Genomic DNA, 15,735 nt, shown 5'->3' with positions numbered 1-15,735 from the left:
CTCTAATTTGATTATTTAACTTTTGTTGAAGTCACAGCTTACTACAGAGGTACTCAGAAGCTTGTTTGAACATTAAATGCATTTTTAAAACTATATTATTTCATGTTCGTAAAACATAAAAATATTATATTCGCTCAACTTAAAAATATAGTGATGCCCCTTAATCGAGAAGGAAAGTTTATTGAAAAGAAATTTGTTACCAATAATAAAAAGATTGTCATTAAGATTTTAGTATTAATAACGATTCTTATAGCTATAATATTTATAGATTATTATTTACTACCAAAAACAAAAACAGATGATGTAATTACTCATTATGCTGTGAAAACAGTACAAGGTAAAAATGGTACTTTAAAAGAAAAAGTTTCTTATCGTTTTATCACTAAAAATGGACTTCATTTTTCTACTCAAAAAAAGTTTATTGATGAACCCAATATAGAAATAAAGCACACTTTGTTATTCAAAACAATTACAAATGTAAAATCCAAATTACATGATTATTCAGATAATGTTACATCTGGCTTTAACGGAATAATGTTCTATTGCTATTTAATACTTCTTTTTTCGATAGGAATAAGTTTAAAAATACTTCTTTCAAAAAAAGGATGTTCTGAAAATGCATTTTACAATATAATCTGTTTTAATTCATTCATGATATTTGTAATCGCTTATATGGATCTGTTATTTTAATAAGCCTAAAGCTGTACTCCAAGTTTTGAGAGAACTTTATCCATCTCTAGAAAATGTTTCTCAGTATTTGATGAATAAAATATTTGATTATTACTCATAACAATTATGACATCATCTTCATGATTTCCGTAGAAATTTATTCCATCAGCCCATTGTTTAAAAGCAACATCTTTATTTTTGAAATTCTCATCAATAAATTTTAAGGCTTTATCATCCATTTCATAAAAACATTCTGAATAGAAATCCAACCCAAAACCAGCCTGAAGATATGCCATTGCAGTAAAAAAATCTGTCAAAGTTTCGGTTTCCAGATTCCATTCCTTTTCATCAAAACTCATATAAACCGGCGGATTGTCTTTTGATAAATCATCTTTATGAATTCCCCAAACACAAGCATGCTGATTTTCTGTATAAAAAATCAAATATTCATCAGTCGCATAATTTATTAAACGATCAACAACAACTAATGAATCTTGAGTATTATTTAATTTTTGAATTTTACCCAATTCGGTATAATAATCAACAAATACTTGTGGAAGATTACCAAAGTTATTTTTAACAATTTGAATTTCATCATTAGAGAAACCATTAGGTTCTGTAATATGAAATAGATTTTTTATTGTTGAGAAATCTGTCATAAACTTCTATTTTATAATGAATAAAGAGGGAGCTGAAACAGATTCTTATCCCCATATAATCTAGTTGTTATTGTAAGTTTGTCATCAATAATTTCAACATCTTTAAATTTATGATGATAAACAATTTCATCAGGAGGAGTTTCTAGAATTATTTGATTAAAAATTTCTTTCCCTTTTTTTAAAACAATTAATCGTAAAGTAAATTTATCAAGATCAATTGCACAGTCTAGTTTACATTTTAATTCAAATTTTTTAAATGTTTTTTGTTTAAAAGTCCATTCATTTTTATAATTGTTTTTTTTCATTTCATCAAGCCAAAGAAACAATTCTTTGAGTGGCAATTTGTATATTTTATTACATTCTTCTAATCCAATCCTGTACAAATTTGAGTAATAATCTGCCAAATTATGTTTCTCTAATTTCAGACATTCATTTATATTAAAAGGAATTTCAATAGAAAGAGCAGAAGAAGTATTGAGATATACATCTTTTGGATTACTTGTTCCAATAATACAAACTCTATTAAAGCCTTCTGCATGAAACTTTAATTTTGCTAAATGACGAGCTAAATAGTTTCCTATAAATCTAGTCTGATCCCTGATGAGTAACAAATCTTCAGATCTGTCTTTAAATTCAACCAAATCTGGATAGAGAAAAATATTTTTTAATAACATAGATTTTTTATAATACTGTTTGTTATCATTAACACTGGCAACAAAAATATAAACAAAATCTTACTTATTTTAATTTATTTCCTTCTTTCCAGAAAAAACCGTTTCATAAGATCTGCTGCTTCATTTGCCATTACACCAGAAACAACTGTAGTTTTAGGATGCAGTTTTGTTCCCATATTGATAAAGCCGCGCTGTTCGTCGCGTGCGCCAAAAACAATCTTTGAAATCTGGCTCCAGTACAAAGCACCGGCACACATTTGACAAGGTTCGAGCGTTACGTACAAAGTACAATCTTTTAAATATTTTCCGCCAAGAAAATTTGCTGCCGCGGTTATCGACTGCATTTCGGCATGAGCAGTAACATCATTTAGTAATTCTGTCAAGTTATGACTTCTTGCAATTACTTTATCGGCTACGACAATTATGGCTCCTACAGGAATTTCGCCTTTTTCATAAGCGATTTCAGCTTCCTGCAAAGCTTTTTTCATAAAATATTCGTCGGTGAAAGGATTTATCATACTTGCAAAAATAAGATTTTACAACTTATTTTTTATTACATTTAAATCGTGATAATAGAATATGGAAAGAAAACATAAAATAGCTGCTAAAACACAGTACCACAGGTTATTTTTACCGGCATTGTTTACAGTTATTATAACAATTTTGTTTAGCTGTCAAAACAAAGACGAAAGGCAACAGAAAACTGATGATACCCAAACTGTTTCAAATTCTGCTGCAGCAAAGTCAGCTGTTACAAACGAAACTTTAGAGAATACAGATAGTTCAGTCAAAATTGTAACGCCTCCAGCGTCTTTAAAGAAAGCTGATGATGTTAAATCTCAAAAAAAAGATGAAAACAACGAACTAAAATCAAGTACAGTATTATCAACAAAAGCAGAGAAAGTAAACACTGCTTCAAAAAAAGAAATTAAAGAAACTGCCGTGAATACTCCAACTCAAATTAATGCAGAATTTCCGGGTGGTATTGACCAATTTTATACTTTTTTTGGAAAAGAATTTAAAAAACCAGAAAATGTATATTATTGGAAACTCAATCTAAAACTGGCATTTGCAGTAGAAAAAAACGGTTCTGTATCTTTTCTTGAATGTTCTCCTGCAATCGAAGAACCGTTAGAAAAAGAAATCATCAGGGTTTTGAATGCTTGCCCAAAATGGCAGCCTGGTGAATCAAACGGAAAAAAAATCAGAATGCAGTATTCTCTGCCTATTTTCCTGCACAATACTCAGTAATAAAATTAAATTAAAACCGTAAATTTGCTTTTTACCTTACAATGAAAAGCGATTTACTTTCCAACATATACAATCCTGCTGATTTACGTCTTTTAAAAGAAGAACAGCTTACTCAAGTGGCTCAGGAACTTCGTCAGTTTATTATTGATGTGGTTTCGGTAAAAGAAGGACATTTGGGCGCGAGTCTGGGTGTAATTGAACTGACAATTGCACTGCATTATGTTTTTAATACTCCAGATGATTTACTGGTTTGGGATGTTGGACATCAGGCTTATGGTCATAAGATCTTAACTGAAAGAAGAGAAATTTTTCATACTAACAGACAAATCGACGGAATTTCCGGTTTTCCAAAAAGAACAGAAAGTGTATACGACACGTTTGGCGTGGGACATTCTTCTACTTCTATTTCTGCAGCACTCGGAATGGCGATTGCCTCTAAACTAAAAGGCGATTTAGACAAACAGCACATTGCGGTTATCGGCGATGCTTCGATTGCAAGCGGAATGGCTTTTGAAGGTCTAAATCATGCCGGAGTTACTGATGCTAATATTCTGGTTATTTTAAATGACAATGCTATAGGAATTGACCCAAGCGTAGGTGCATTAAAAAAGTATTTAACTGCGGTTAAAAATGGGAAAAATCCAAAACAGAACAACATTATAAAATCTCTGAATTTTGATTATTCGGGACCAATTGATGGTCATGATTTTCCAACTTTAATAAAAGAATTAAAACGTTTAAAAAAGATAAAAGGCCCTAAGTTTCTTCATATTGTAACTACAAAAGGCAAAGGACTGCAGCAGGCCGAGGAAAATCAGGTTAAGTATCATGCGCCAGGAAAATTTGATGCTTCGACCGGAGAAATTCATTTAAAATCTGAAGAAAATCTTCCGCCTAAATATCAGGATGTTTTTGGTCTGACTGTCCTGGATTTAGCCCGAAAAAACGAAAAAATAATTGGGATAACGCCCGCAATGCCATCTGGAAGTTCTTTAAAATTTATGATGGATGAATTACCGGATCGTGCTTTTGACGTGGGTATTGCTGAACAGCATGCAGTAACTCTTGCTGCCGGAATGACAACTCAGGGCATGATGGTGTATTGCACGATTTATTCGACTTTTTTACAGCGTGCCTATGATCAGCTTATTCACGATGTGGCACTGCAAAATTTACCTGTTATTTTTTGTCTTGACAGAGCTGGTTTGGTTGGCGAAGACGGTGCAACGCATCATGGTGTTTTTGATATTGCTTATCTGCGTTCGATTCCAAATATGATTATTTATGCGCCAATTAATGAAATTGCGCTTCAAAATATTTTATATACAGCTCAATTAGGTCTGAATAATCCTATCGCAATTCGATATCCGAGAGGTCGCGGTGTTATAAAAAACTGGGAAGTAGAAAATTTCGGACAGTATGAAAAAATAAAAATAGGCGAAGGAAACTGCCTAAAAAATGGTACAAAAACAGCTGTTTTATCTACAGGAACGATTGGAAATAATGTAACAGATGCTTTAGCTCAATGCGCAAATGCCGACACTATTGCTCATTATGACTTTCCGTTTATAAAACCACTGGATATCAACTTATTAAAAACTATTTTTTCTACATTCGAAAACATTATTACAATAGAAGATGGAGTTAAAAAAGGAGGGTTTGGAAGTGCTGTTTTAGAGTTTGCAGCCACAAATAATTTTAAAAACAAGGTTAAAATTTTAGGTATTCCGGACGAGTTTATTGAACACGGAACCGTGCAGCAACTGCAACAATTGTGTAAAATTGACGTTAAAAGTTTAATAAATCTTTTTTCAAACGGCACAAAATAATTATTTTGCGGCACCAAAAAAAAATTAAAACCTAATGAAATTATTACGTTCAATCTTCTTGCTTTTATTTCTTTTGTGTACATCTAAGAATTTTGCTCAGATTATTCAAACTACATTAGATCCAAACCAAAGTCCTAAACCGCCTTCTAACTGGGCACAAAAAAACCAACTTGGACTCGATCTTTCACAAATTGCTTTTTTAAACTGGAGTGCCGGGGGAACCAGCTCTATTTCAGGATTATTTAAAGGAGAATTTTCCAGAACCTATATAAAAGGAAATCAGAAATGGTTTAATGAACTTATCATGAAATATGGTCTAAATAAACAGGATGGTACTGAATTAAGAAAGACAGATGATGCGGTTCAATTCAACTCAACTTACGGTTACAGGACAGATACAATTTCAAATTGGTATTATTCTGCAAAATTTAATTTCAATACACAATTTTCTAATGGTTACAATTATCCTAATAGAGATGTAGCTATTTCCAGACCTTTTGCGCCAGCATACATATTTCTGGGAGCTGGAGCTGAAAACTCTAATAAAGAGAAAAACAGAACTTTTTATTTCTCACCTATTACGTTAAAAACCACATTAGTATTAGATCAAAATTTAGCTAACCAAGGTTCTTTTGGTGTTAAAAAAGCCGTTTATGCACCTGATCCTTTAGATCCTACACAGCAGATTTTAATTGAAGAAGGACAAAAAGTAAAAGCCGAATTTGGTATACTTTTGACCGCCTACATGAAAAATGAAATTTATAAAAACGTTTTTTACGAAAACAGGTTGAGCTTGTATACTGATTATTTAAACCGTTTCGGAAATGTCGATATCGATTATGACACACGTCTGGACCTGGTTGTAAATGCCTATGTAAAAGCAAATATTGGCGTTCACTTAATTTATGATGATGATATTAAAAACAAAAAAGATGTTGTAGATCCTGCTACAGGAACAAAAACCCAGATTAATGAAGGGCCTAAGATGCAGTTAAGACAAGTTCTAGGTGTTGGTGTAGTTTATGCCTTCAAGTAAATCACAACGCTTTTAATTATAAAAAAACACCCCATAAATATCTTTATGGGGTGTTTTTTTTATTCAATATCAATTCTTTTTTCGTCCCTGAATCATTTCATATAATTCTAAAGCATTTCCATCTGTTAAAAGCGAAACGTAATGGCAAATGTGAAGCAGACGTTCGTATAAATTACCTTTCTCTAAATGATGCTTTTCCGGGAGCATTTTCAAAATCAATTTATCGTAATTTGATGCCGTCCCTTCGTACTTATTATTAAAAGCTGTTATGAATTTATCCAGTAATGTCTGAATGATTTGATAACCTACGATTTCCTTTTCTATTACTTCACGGCTTTGATAGATTTTATCAACACTTAATTTGATAATATCATTCATCTGCGCTTTATATTTGCTTTTATCTGTCAATGCAAAAGGGAAATTGCCCGCCAGAATTGCTTCTTCATTTTCAATAAAAACATCTACAGCATCGTTAATTAAAGCTCCAATTGCCAAAGCACGTAAATAGCTGATTCTGTCTTCTTTGGTTTCTAACATATTGTATTTATCAACCCCAATATTATCTTTTACCAATTTGATTAAATATTCAAGAGCGTAATCTTCAGAAACTAAACCTAGATTTATTCCGTCTTCAAAATCAATAATTGTATAACAAATATCATCAGCTGCTTCGACTAAATAGGCCAAAGGATGTCTTTCAAAACCAATATCACCGTCTTCTTTATTTGCTATCAATCCCATATCAGCAGCCACTTCTTCAAAAAATGTTTTGTCTGACTGAAAGAAACCATATTTTTTATCGGCAATATTATTTGTTGGTTTTTTCGGAAGACTTTCTTTTGGATATTTCATAAAAGCTCCTAAAGTGGCATACGAAATTCTAAGTCCGCCTTCAATTCCCGGACGGCTTGCTGTTAAAACTGAAAAACCATTGGCATTTCCTTCAAAATCAATTAAGTCCTGCCATTGTTTTGCCGTCAGTTTATCTTTGTACTTTAATCCTTTTCCACTCGAAAAATACTCTCCAATTGCCTTTTCACCAGAATGTCCAAAAGGCGGGTTCCCAATATCATGCGCTAAAGAAGCTGCTGCTACAATTGCACCAAAATCATTCATGTGATAGCCGTGAACTTCTTTTAAATAAGGATATTTTTCGATGATTTTTTTACCAACCAAACGTCCTAAAGATCTTCCTACAACCGAAACTTCTAAACTATGCGTTAATCTGGTATGCACAAAATCTGTTTTAGAAAGCGGAATTACCTGAGTTTTATCTTGTAAAGAGCGAAAGGCAGCCGAAAATATAATTCGGTCATAATCGACCTCAAAACCTAATCGTGTATCATCTTGTTCTGCACGTAATCTTTTAATTGTATCTCCTTGACGTTTTAATGATAAAAGTTGTTCCCAGTTCATTTTTCAATTTTAGATATTAGATGGATGATTTTAGATTTATCATCTAAAATTCAAAAATACGTTTTATTTAGGATTTTGTTCAACCAAAATCCATTGATCCTTATAAATAATTTAATGTTTTAAAATTCGAGAGCCGTGCTGTGCTTGATTTCTCCCATTACAAAAATACTGTTCGTGTTTCCAATATTTTCAATGGTTGACAGCTTATTCATGACAAAATCCTGATAGCTAGCCATATCCTGCACCAATATTTTGAGCATAAAATCGTAATCGCCGGCAATATTGTAACATTCTATAATTTCTGGAAGCGCCACAATATCTTTTACAAAATTACTTCCTACATTTTTCGCGTGTTCTTTTAAACGAACATTACAAAAAACAGTCATGCCGCGGTTCATTTTTTTCTTATCCAAAAGTGCTACATATTTTGTTATGTAACCATCTCTTTCCAGTCTTTTGATACGCTCGTAAACAGGCGTTACCGTCAGAAATAATTTACTCGCAAGATCTTTTGTATTGATATTGCAGTCTTCCTGAAGGTATTTTAGGATCAGTAAATCGGTTTTATCTAAATTTTCCATAGTTTTTTTTACGGCTAAAAGTCAATTTAAAACAACTTAAAAGTAATTAAATCTTTAAAAAGTATATTTAAAAACACTTTTTACTGAAATAATATTCAAATATAAGTTTAAAAAACCAATATAATAAATTTGTACAGTAAAAAATACTGAAATAGAAATGAAAACAAACAATTTAGGTTACCCAAGAATTGGCAGCAACAGAGAACTGAAAAAAGCCAGTGAACTGTATTGGGCTGGAAAAATTTCGGCAGATGAACTTCTGGATGCCGGAAAAGAAATCCGTCTTAAAAACTGGTATTTACAATCTGAAGCTGGAGTTGATTTAATTCCGTCTAATGATTTTTCTTTTTATGATCAGGTACTTGATTTAACATTGGCTGTTGGTGCAATTCCGCAGCGTTATCATGAATTAGCAAAATCAAACTCTTCTTTAGATTTGTACTTTGCAATGGCAAGAGGATCTCAAAAAAACGGACAAGATGTTGTTGCAATGGAAATGACAAAATGGTTCGATACCAATTATCATTATATTGTTCCTGAATTCACTAAGAACCAAAAATTTGAATTGTTTTCAGAAAAAATACTTAATGAATTTAAAGAGGCAAATGCTGTTGGAATTAAAACAAAACCTGTTTTAATTGGACCTGTTTCTTATCTTTTACTAGGAAAAGAGAAAGAAGAAGGTTTTAACCGAATTGATCTTATTGATGCTTTACTTCCGGTTTATTTTGAAATTCTCGAAAAATTACAAATAGAAAACGCCGAATATATTCAGCTTGATGAACCTTTTTTAGCTTTAAATTTAACTGATAAAGAAAGAAATGTTTTTACAAAAGTTTACAACGAAATCAATGTTCGTTTTCCAAAACTTAAAATTGTTTTAGCCAATTACTTTGATTGTTTTGGAGAGAATCTTGAAACGGCTTTAGCACTTCCGGTTGATACTTTTCATTTAGATTTAGTTCGTTGTCAGCTTCAATTAGATGATATTTTAGAATCAGGCAAACTGGCTTCAAACGTAAACCTTTCGCTTGGAGTGGTTGACGGAAGAAATATCTGGAAAAACGACTTCAAAAAATCTTTGGAATTAATCAAAAAAGCAGCAGATGCTTTAGGCGAAAATAGAATTTTACTAGCTCCGTCTTGTTCTTTAATTCACAGTCCGTGCGATTTAGATTTAGAAACAAACGATCAGACTTTAACACCGGAAATTAAACAATGGCTTGCTTTTGCAAAGCAGAAAATCAACGAAGTTGTACTTTTAAAACAATTTGCTTCTGGCGAAGTTAACCCTAAAAACTCTGCTGATTACGAAAGAAATGTTATTGCAAATGAAAACCGCAAAACTTCAAAATTAATTCATAATAACGAAGTTAAAGCGCGTACTGCCGGAATTACCGCTGCCGATGACAAACGTAAAAGTGCTTTTGCTTCAAGAAGAAAAAGCCAGATTAAAGCTTTAAATCTGCCGTTATTTCCAACTACAACAATTGGATCTTTCCCTCAGACAACAGAAGTGAGAAGCTGGAGAGCAAAATTCAAAAAAGGTGAACTAACTACTGAACAATACAACGATTTAATCGAAAAAGAAACTGAAGCTGCAATTCGTTTTCAGGAAGAAACTGGAATTGATGTTCTGGTTCACGGAGAATTTGAGCGTAATGATATGGTGGAATATTTTGGTGAGCAATTAGACGGATTTACTTTTACTAAAAACGGCTGGGTTCAAAGCTACGGAAGCCGTTGTGTAAAACCGCCGGTTATTTATGGAGACGTTTCAAGACCAAACCCAATGACTGTAAAATGGTCAAAATATGCGCAGTCTTTAACTTCAAAATGGGTAAAAGGAATGTTGACTGGTCCTGTAACAATCTTACAATGGTCATTTGTTCGTAATGATCAGCCCCGTTCTGAAACTTGCACACAGATTGCTCTTGCCGTTCGCGATGAAGTTGTTGATTTAGAAAAAGCAGGAATCAAAATTATTCAAATCGATGAGCCTGCAATTCGTGAAGGTTTACCTTTAAGAAAAGAAGAATGGGCAAAATATTTGGACTGGGCTGTAAAAGCTTTTAGAATTTCTGCAAGCGGTGTAAACGACGATACGCAGATTCACCCGCACATGTGTTACAGCGAGTTTAACGACATCATCCAAAACATTGCCGACATGGATGCCGATGTTATTACCATCGAATGTTCTCGTTCGCAAATGGAACTTTTGGATGCTTTTGCCAACTTTAAATATCCAAACGAAATTGGGCCTGGTGTTTATGACATTCACTCGCCGCGTGTTCCTTCTAGTAAAGAAATGGTTCGATTACTGGAAAAAGCTTCGGCTGTAATTCCTGTTGATCAGCTTTGGGTAAATCCGGATTGCGGTTTAAAAACCCGTCATTGGAACGAAACTAAAAAAGCCCTGATTGAAATGGTTGCTGCAGCTCAGGAAATGAGAAAAGCTGTAGAAAATCCTGTTACTGAATAGTTTTATTTAGAATATATTTTTGTTTTTTATGCCGGCAGGTGAGACCGAATTTAGTTATGATTCGTTTCGGTTTCACTTCTGTTGGTATACTATTTTAGAAGAATTTCATTTTCATAAAATATTTGACAAACAAAAAGCACTTCAAATGAAGTGCTTTTCTATTTTACATTAAAATCTAGAACTAGAAGTTTTTAGAAATCCCAATGTTTACTGTTTTTCCAAAATTGAAGTAAAAAGATTTAACATCTACACCATTATTATCATAGCTTAAAGTTTCATAGCCTAAACCTCCAATACTAAAATTAAGTCCAAAACCTTTTTTCATATTGATAAAAAGTGCCGGTGTAAGCCCAACATACATACCATCTGCTTTAGCATCAGATATTAGCGGATCGTTTTCATAAGCTTTATTTCTTCGATTTTGAAAACCTGCTCCTAAATCACCAAAAACAGAGAAAGTTTCACTCAAAGGAACAGTATAACGAACAAACGCTCCAGCTTTAAAAGAATTAGATTTTGTTTTATTAAGGTCACCTTCTTGCTTAGAAGAAGACACTTTAAATTCTGCTCCAACGGTCCAATTATCATGAAATTGGTAACCTGCTTTTGGAGAAAAATCAAAGCTTGTTGCTTTAACCTTATTAGATTGGTAATCATAAGTGTCAGAAGTATAACCGATATTTCCTCCAACTAAAATTGTCCCCTTTTGGGCATTTGCAAAGCCAAAAACTGACAATGCAAGAATAAGTAGCATTTTTTTCATAATGTGATATTTATTAAGATTTCACATACATACAACAACAAAAATACCACTGCATGACAATACTAATTTTCTTAACAATTAATTAAAAACAGACCGTTATAAACAAGCTGAAAATTAAAATAATAAAAAGAAATGGTTATAAAAAAAGCACCTCAATTGAGGTGCTTTCTGAAATTGAATATATAATTTAAGATTAGAAGTTTTTAGAAATTCCAATGTTAAATGTTTGTCCAAAGTTGAAGTAGAATTTGCTGTAATCAGCTCCGTTGTTATCAAAACTTAAAGTTTCGTATCCTAAACCACCAATGCTGAAGTTTAAACCAAAACCTTTTTTCATGTTAATGAAAAGAGCTGGAGTAACACCAACATACATACCGTCTCCTTTGTATTTTGCATAAGCATTTCCAGGTCCGTAAACTTTATCTTTTTGAGTTTGGAAACCTGCTCCCATATCAGCAAAAACAGCAAATGTTTGGCTTAATGGCACAGAATAACGAACAAATGCTCCTAATCTGAAATTGTTGTTTTTTTCTTCGATACCAGCTGTTGTTTCGTCGTTAGATGAGCTTACTGCAAACTCTCCTCCTACTGTCCAGTTATCGTTAAATTGGTAACCTACTTTTGGAGAAAAAGTAAATGTACTTGTTTTGTCTTCGCTGAATCTGTATTCTGATTTTTCAGAAGTATAACCGATGTTTCCACCTACTAAGATTGTTCCTTTTTGAGCGTTTGCAAAACTGCAGATAGCCAAAGCAGCCATCACTAGAATTTTTTTCATAATTTGGGTATATTTTTATTTTAGCATTCCTTTAACAATAACGATGCCGTGAATACTGGGCTGATGATTTTTTTTATATTTTTTTTAAGAGATGAATTTTTAGCAATCGAGACTATTTCTGTTTACTTTTGTAACAAATAAAAAGTCATGTCGATAGAAGTAAACAGTATATCAAAAAGTTACGGAGAGCAAAAAGCTTTAAATGAAATTTCTTTTAAAATTGAGAAAGGAGAAATCGTAGGATTCCTCGGTCCAAATGGAGCCGGAAAATCTACTTTGATGAAAATCCTGACCACTTATTTACTTGCCGACAGCGGCTCAGCCCTTGTAAATGGTCACGATGTCATGACAAATGCAAAAGCAGTACAGCAGTCTATTGGTTACTTACCAGAGCATAATCCGTTATATTTGGATTTGTATGTTCGTGAGTATTTGGCTTTTAATGCCGATGTTTATAAAGTGCCAAAGTCAAGAATTGAAGAGGTAATCCAACTGACAGGACTGACACCTGAAAGTCATAAAAAAATCAGCCAGCTATCAAAAGGATACCGCCAGCGTGTAGGGCTTGCAAATGCTTTGTTACATAATCCGGATGTTTTAATTTTAGATGAACCAACTACAGGTCTGGATCCGAATCAGTTAATGGAAATTCGAAACGTAATTAAAAATATCGGAAAAGATAAAACCATTTTTCTTTCGACACATATTATGCAGGAAGTCGAAGCGATCTGCGACCGTGTCATAATTATTGACAAAGGACAAATTGTAGCCGACAATAAATTAGATCATTTAGTTGCTGCAGACAAGGAACAAGTTATTGAGGTTGAGTTTGATTATCAGATAGAAGAACAGCTTTTAGCAAAGCTTGAAAATATTGCTTCATACAAAAATACGCATGACATGACTTGGGAGCTAACTTTTATTACTGACAAAGATATGCGTCCTGCCATTTTTGACTTTGCCAACGAGAATGGGTTAAAAACATTACAATTGAATCAGAAAAACAAAAACCTCGAAGCTGTATTTAGAGAGATTACTAAATAATTTTCAGCCTCAGTTTACAGTCTCAGTTTCTTATACCAACCCAATTTATTCCTGGAATAAATTGGGTTTTCTTTTTTAGAATTGTTATTTCTCTTAATAATTCTTTTTACCTCTAAAATATTATTTATTCGTTATCAGGCGATTATGCTTTATTTAAGCAAATTTTAACTATTTTTATTTAGACTTGTTATAAATAGTGTTATATTTGCCAAGCAAAAACTTAATAATACCCTACCAAATGTTATCCTTTATCCACCATATAAAAGTCTTCTTCTGTTCAATTTTAAGCCAAACTGAAAGCTTTCAAAAAAAACTTTCTGATAAAATTGAACAAATCGTTTTACAGTAAAAATATAAGCCTATTTAAAATTTAAAAGCCCAAAACGACATGAAGAATATTTTAACCTCAATTATGCTGGCATTTTCAGTATACTCCTATTCGCAGACAGAACAGGAAAATGACAGCATAGTTGAAACCTCAATTAATGTTTTAGATGAAATCGTAATTACAAAAAAGAAAGTTTTATATACTCAAAAATCTGATCGATTGGTTTTCAATGTCGAAAATAGTATAGTTTCTGAAGGCGGCACAGCATTAGATGTTTTATCGCGTGCGCCCGGCGTTGTAGTTTCGCAGGACGGCGATTTATCTATTCGCGGACAGCAGGGTGTTGCCGTAATGATAAATGGCAAACTAACGCAGCTTTCGCAGAAAGAATTAGCCAATTACTTAAAATCGACTACTTCTTCGAATATTAAACAAATAGAAGTTATCACGAATCCTTCATCTAAATATGATGCTGCCGGAAAAGCAGGAATTATTAACATCATTTTAAAAAAACCAAGTAATTCAGGATTAAAAGGAACGGCATTTACCAGTTATGGCAGAGGCCGAAAAAATATAACTAATTCTGGTGTTAACTTAAGTTACAACAAAAATAAACTGGGCCTTTTTGGAAATTACAGCTATACTTTTAGAGGTGAAGAAGAACTTAAAGAATTTAATCAGATCCAATATACAGATGCTGCGCGTACACAAATTTCGACTAAAAATCATCAGACTTCAATTACTGACGAACCGTTGACATCAAACAATTTTAAAGTTGGAGCGCAATATGAGATTTCTCCAAAAACAAATATCGAAGCTTATGTTGATGCTAAAATTGGACGTTATCAAAACATGGCAAACGGTACAAATACGGTTGTAAACGCAATGAATCAGCTTCAATTTGATGCTGTAACTTATAATGACAGCAAAGAAAAGTGGTTTGATTATACATACGCTTTTTCCGGACTTCATAAATTTAATACTGAAGGAAAAAATATGGCTTTTGATTTTGAATACGAAACTTCAAAATTCAGATCAAATCAATTTCAAAGTTCAAACGATCTTTCAAATACCACTGCTGTCAATGACCGAAGAGGTTATATTCCGTCACAATTAAAAGTTTTTACAGGAAAAGTTGATTTTACAAATCCTTTAAAAGAAAAACAATCTATTGAATGGGGTTTTAAAGCCAGTGTAAAAAATAATGACAATCCTTCGGTTTATGAATATTTAGACAATAATCAATGGGTTATAGATGCCAATTCTTCTAATCATTTTGAATATAAAGAACAGATTTATGCGGCTTATGCCAATTATAAATACCGAGTTGGGGACTTGAGCATTCAGGGTGGTGTACGATCTGAATATACAGCGATCGACATTTTACAAAAAACTTTAAACGAAGAACATAAAGACGATTATTTAAAATGGTTTCCAAGTCTTTCTTTAAAATATGAATTTACAAGCAGTCACTCTATTCATGCATCATACAGTAAAAGAATCAACAGACCTAGTCAGTTTGATCTGAATCCGTTCCGTTTTTATGATGACCCGTTTAACTATTCACAGGGAAATCCAAACTTAGTTCCTGAGATTACACACACGGCAGAAGTGGGATATGCCTGGAAAAGTGCTTTTATGGCGTCATTATATTTTAACACTACAAAAGATGTTTTTACAGATGTGTACAATTATAATCCAGACACTAATATAACTGTAACAACTCAAATTAATTTATCGAAATCATACAATTACGGATTAAATATTACTCATTCTGCCGAACTGGCAAAGTACTGGTCTGTAAATACACTTTTTAATGTTTTTGAAAACAGGTTTGAAGCAAATGCGCTCAATTCTTCTACAATTGACCCAATTGTGACTTTAAATTTAAATGTTCAGAATTCATTTACTATTACAGAAAGCCTGAAAGCGGAAGCGAATGCTCAATATCAGTCAAAATCAAATTTAGGAGTTTATGAACGTGACGGCTTTTTTGATCTGAGTATTGGAGTTTCAAAACAGGTATTAGCTGGCAAAGGAAGCTTTAAACTAAATTTTACAGATGTTCTTAATACAAATAATTTTTATATAAACTCAGCAGTTGGGCAGACTGCAATCAATAAACGATACAACTTGGATAATCGTATCGCTACATTAGCCTTTACATACAGAATTTAAATTCATCCCTTGAACTTGTTTTTTTGTTTTTTATTTTTTTTTGAAAA

14 protein-coding genes are annotated in these 15,735 nt (G+C 32.7%); 7 read left to right on the top strand and 7 right to left on the bottom strand.

Going from position 1 to position 15,735, the window contains the following annotated elements; all coding sequences use genetic code 11:
- Positions 1-102 precede the first annotated feature (102 nt).
- Positions 103-690 (top strand): hypothetical protein, encoded by a 588-nt coding sequence (locus FJOH_RS07935; protein WP_012023606.1) that lies wholly within the window; start codon positions 103-105, stop codon positions 688-690.
- Between the two features lie 5 nt (positions 691-695).
- On the opposite strand, the gene FJOH_RS07930 is transcribed toward FJOH_RS07935, so the two are convergent.
- The 3 genes from FJOH_RS07930 to FJOH_RS07920 form a co-directional block, all read right to left on the bottom strand.
- Positions 696-1,328 carry a hypothetical protein gene (locus FJOH_RS07930; RefSeq protein WP_012023605.1) on the bottom strand — a complete coding sequence of 211 codons (633 nt, stop codon included), beginning with the start codon at positions 1,326-1,328 and terminating at the stop codon, positions 696-698.
- Between the two features lie 11 nt (positions 1,329-1,339).
- Positions 1,340-2,002 carry a hypothetical protein gene (locus tag FJOH_RS07925; protein WP_012023604.1) on the bottom strand — a complete coding sequence of 221 codons (663 nt, stop codon included), beginning with the start codon at positions 2,000-2,002 and terminating at the stop codon, positions 1,340-1,342.
- A gap of 74 nt (positions 2,003-2,076) precedes the next feature.
- On the bottom strand, positions 2,077-2,520 hold the full coding sequence (locus FJOH_RS07920) for a nucleoside deaminase (RefSeq protein WP_012023603.1): 444 nt from the start codon (positions 2,518-2,520) through the stop codon (positions 2,077-2,079).
- A gap of 61 nt (positions 2,521-2,581) precedes the next feature.
- Here FJOH_RS07920 and FJOH_RS07915 point away from each other — a divergent pair, with 61 nt between their 5' ends.
- Genes FJOH_RS07915 through FJOH_RS07905 form a run of 3 tightly spaced genes read left to right on the top strand, consistent with a single transcriptional unit; the run spans position 2,582 to position 6,118 of the window.
- On the top strand, positions 2,582-3,253 hold the full coding sequence (locus FJOH_RS07915; RefSeq protein ID WP_012023602.1) for a hypothetical protein: 672 nt from the start codon (positions 2,582-2,584) through the stop codon (positions 3,251-3,253).
- 41 nt (positions 3,254-3,294) lie between these two features.
- On the top strand, positions 3,295-5,082 hold the full coding sequence (locus tag FJOH_RS07910) for a 1-deoxy-D-xylulose-5-phosphate synthase (protein ID WP_012023601.1): 1,788 nt from the start codon (positions 3,295-3,297) through the stop codon (positions 5,080-5,082).
- 34 nt (positions 5,083-5,116) lie between these two features.
- Positions 5,117-6,118: a DUF3078 domain-containing protein gene (locus FJOH_RS07905; protein ID WP_012023600.1), complete on the top strand. Its 1,002-nt coding sequence runs from the start codon at positions 5,117-5,119 to the stop codon at positions 6,116-6,118.
- Positions 6,119-6,187: 69 nt separating this feature from the next.
- Here the strand turns inward: FJOH_RS07905 and FJOH_RS07900 are convergent, their stop codons facing one another.
- Complete coding sequence (locus tag FJOH_RS07900) at positions 6,188-7,534, bottom strand: deoxyguanosinetriphosphate triphosphohydrolase (protein ID WP_012023599.1); 1,347 nt, start codon at positions 7,532-7,534, stop codon at positions 6,188-6,190.
- Positions 7,535-7,653: 119 nt separating this feature from the next.
- On the bottom strand, positions 7,654-8,115 hold the full coding sequence (locus tag FJOH_RS07895) for an Lrp/AsnC family transcriptional regulator (RefSeq protein WP_012023598.1): 462 nt from the start codon (positions 8,113-8,115) through the stop codon (positions 7,654-7,656).
- 157 nt (positions 8,116-8,272) lie between these two features.
- Here FJOH_RS07895 and metE point away from each other — a divergent pair, with 157 nt between their 5' ends.
- Positions 8,273-10,597 carry a 5-methyltetrahydropteroyltriglutamate--homocysteine S-methyltransferase gene (gene metE, locus FJOH_RS07890; RefSeq protein WP_012023597.1) on the top strand — a complete coding sequence of 775 codons (2,325 nt, stop codon included), beginning with the start codon at positions 8,273-8,275 and terminating at the stop codon, positions 10,595-10,597.
- 181 nt (positions 10,598-10,778) lie between these two features.
- Here the strand turns inward: metE and FJOH_RS07885 are convergent, their stop codons facing one another.
- Positions 10,779-11,360 (bottom strand): outer membrane beta-barrel protein, encoded by a 582-nt coding sequence (locus tag FJOH_RS07885; protein ID WP_012023596.1) that lies wholly within the window; start codon positions 11,358-11,360, stop codon positions 10,779-10,781.
- Positions 11,361-11,553: 193 nt separating this feature from the next.
- On the bottom strand, positions 11,554-12,138 hold the full coding sequence (locus tag FJOH_RS07880) for an outer membrane beta-barrel protein (protein ID WP_012023595.1): 585 nt from the start codon (positions 12,136-12,138) through the stop codon (positions 11,554-11,556).
- 147 nt (positions 12,139-12,285) lie between these two features.
- Here FJOH_RS07880 and gldA point away from each other — a divergent pair, with 147 nt between their 5' ends.
- Positions 12,286-13,182, top strand: a complete 897-nt coding sequence (gldA, locus tag FJOH_RS07875) for a gliding motility-associated ABC transporter ATP-binding subunit GldA (protein ID WP_012023594.1) — start codon at positions 12,286-12,288, stop codon at positions 13,180-13,182.
- A 388-nt stretch (positions 13,183-13,570) separates the two neighbouring features.
- Positions 13,571-15,688, top strand: coding sequence for a TonB-dependent receptor domain-containing protein (locus tag FJOH_RS07870; protein WP_012023593.1), 2,118 nt, complete (start codon positions 13,571-13,573; stop codon positions 15,686-15,688).
- The last annotated feature ends 47 nt before the right edge of the window (positions 15,689-15,735 follow it).

The organism is Flavobacterium johnsoniae UW101 (genome assembly GCF_000016645.1).
Taxonomy (GTDB): domain Bacteria; phylum Bacteroidota; class Bacteroidia; order Flavobacteriales; family Flavobacteriaceae; genus Flavobacterium; species Flavobacterium johnsoniae.
The sequence above is the reverse complement of the archived record's forward strand: the minus strand, read 5'-3'. Positions and strand labels throughout refer to the sequence as shown.

Coding starts and splice junctions, on each gene's coding strand:
- metE (WP_012023597.1), top strand. CDS start 8,273: ATGAAAACAAACAATTTAGGTTACCCAAGAATTGGCAGCAACAGAGAA.
- FJOH_RS07920 (WP_012023603.1), bottom strand. CDS start 2,520: ATGATAAATCCTTTCACCGACGAATATTTTATGAAAAAAGCTTTGCAG.
- FJOH_RS07930 (WP_012023605.1), bottom strand. CDS start 1,328: ATGACAGATTTCTCAACAATAAAAAATCTATTTCATATTACAGAACCT.
- FJOH_RS07870 (WP_012023593.1), top strand. CDS start 13,571: ATGAAGAATATTTTAACCTCAATTATGCTGGCATTTTCAGTATACTCC.
- FJOH_RS07880 (WP_012023595.1), bottom strand. CDS start 12,138: ATGAAAAAAATTCTAGTGATGGCTGCTTTGGCTATCTGCAGTTTTGCA.
- FJOH_RS07885 (WP_012023596.1), bottom strand. CDS start 11,360: ATGAAAAAAATGCTACTTATTCTTGCATTGTCAGTTTTTGGCTTTGCA.
- FJOH_RS07900 (WP_012023599.1), bottom strand. CDS start 7,534: ATGAACTGGGAACAACTTTTATCATTAAAACGTCAAGGAGATACAATT.
- FJOH_RS07935 (WP_012023606.1), top strand. CDS start 103: ATGTTCGTAAAACATAAAAATATTATATTCGCTCAACTTAAAAATATA.
- gldA (WP_012023594.1), top strand. CDS start 12,286: ATGTCGATAGAAGTAAACAGTATATCAAAAAGTTACGGAGAGCAAAAA.
- FJOH_RS07895 (WP_012023598.1), bottom strand. CDS start 8,115: ATGGAAAATTTAGATAAAACCGATTTACTGATCCTAAAATACCTTCAG.
- FJOH_RS07925 (WP_012023604.1), bottom strand. CDS start 2,002: ATGTTATTAAAAAATATTTTTCTCTATCCAGATTTGGTTGAATTTAAA.
- FJOH_RS07905 (WP_012023600.1), top strand. CDS start 5,117: ATGAAATTATTACGTTCAATCTTCTTGCTTTTATTTCTTTTGTGTACA.
- FJOH_RS07910 (WP_012023601.1), top strand. CDS start 3,295: ATGAAAAGCGATTTACTTTCCAACATATACAATCCTGCTGATTTACGT.
- FJOH_RS07915 (WP_012023602.1), top strand. CDS start 2,582: ATGGAAAGAAAACATAAAATAGCTGCTAAAACACAGTACCACAGGTTA.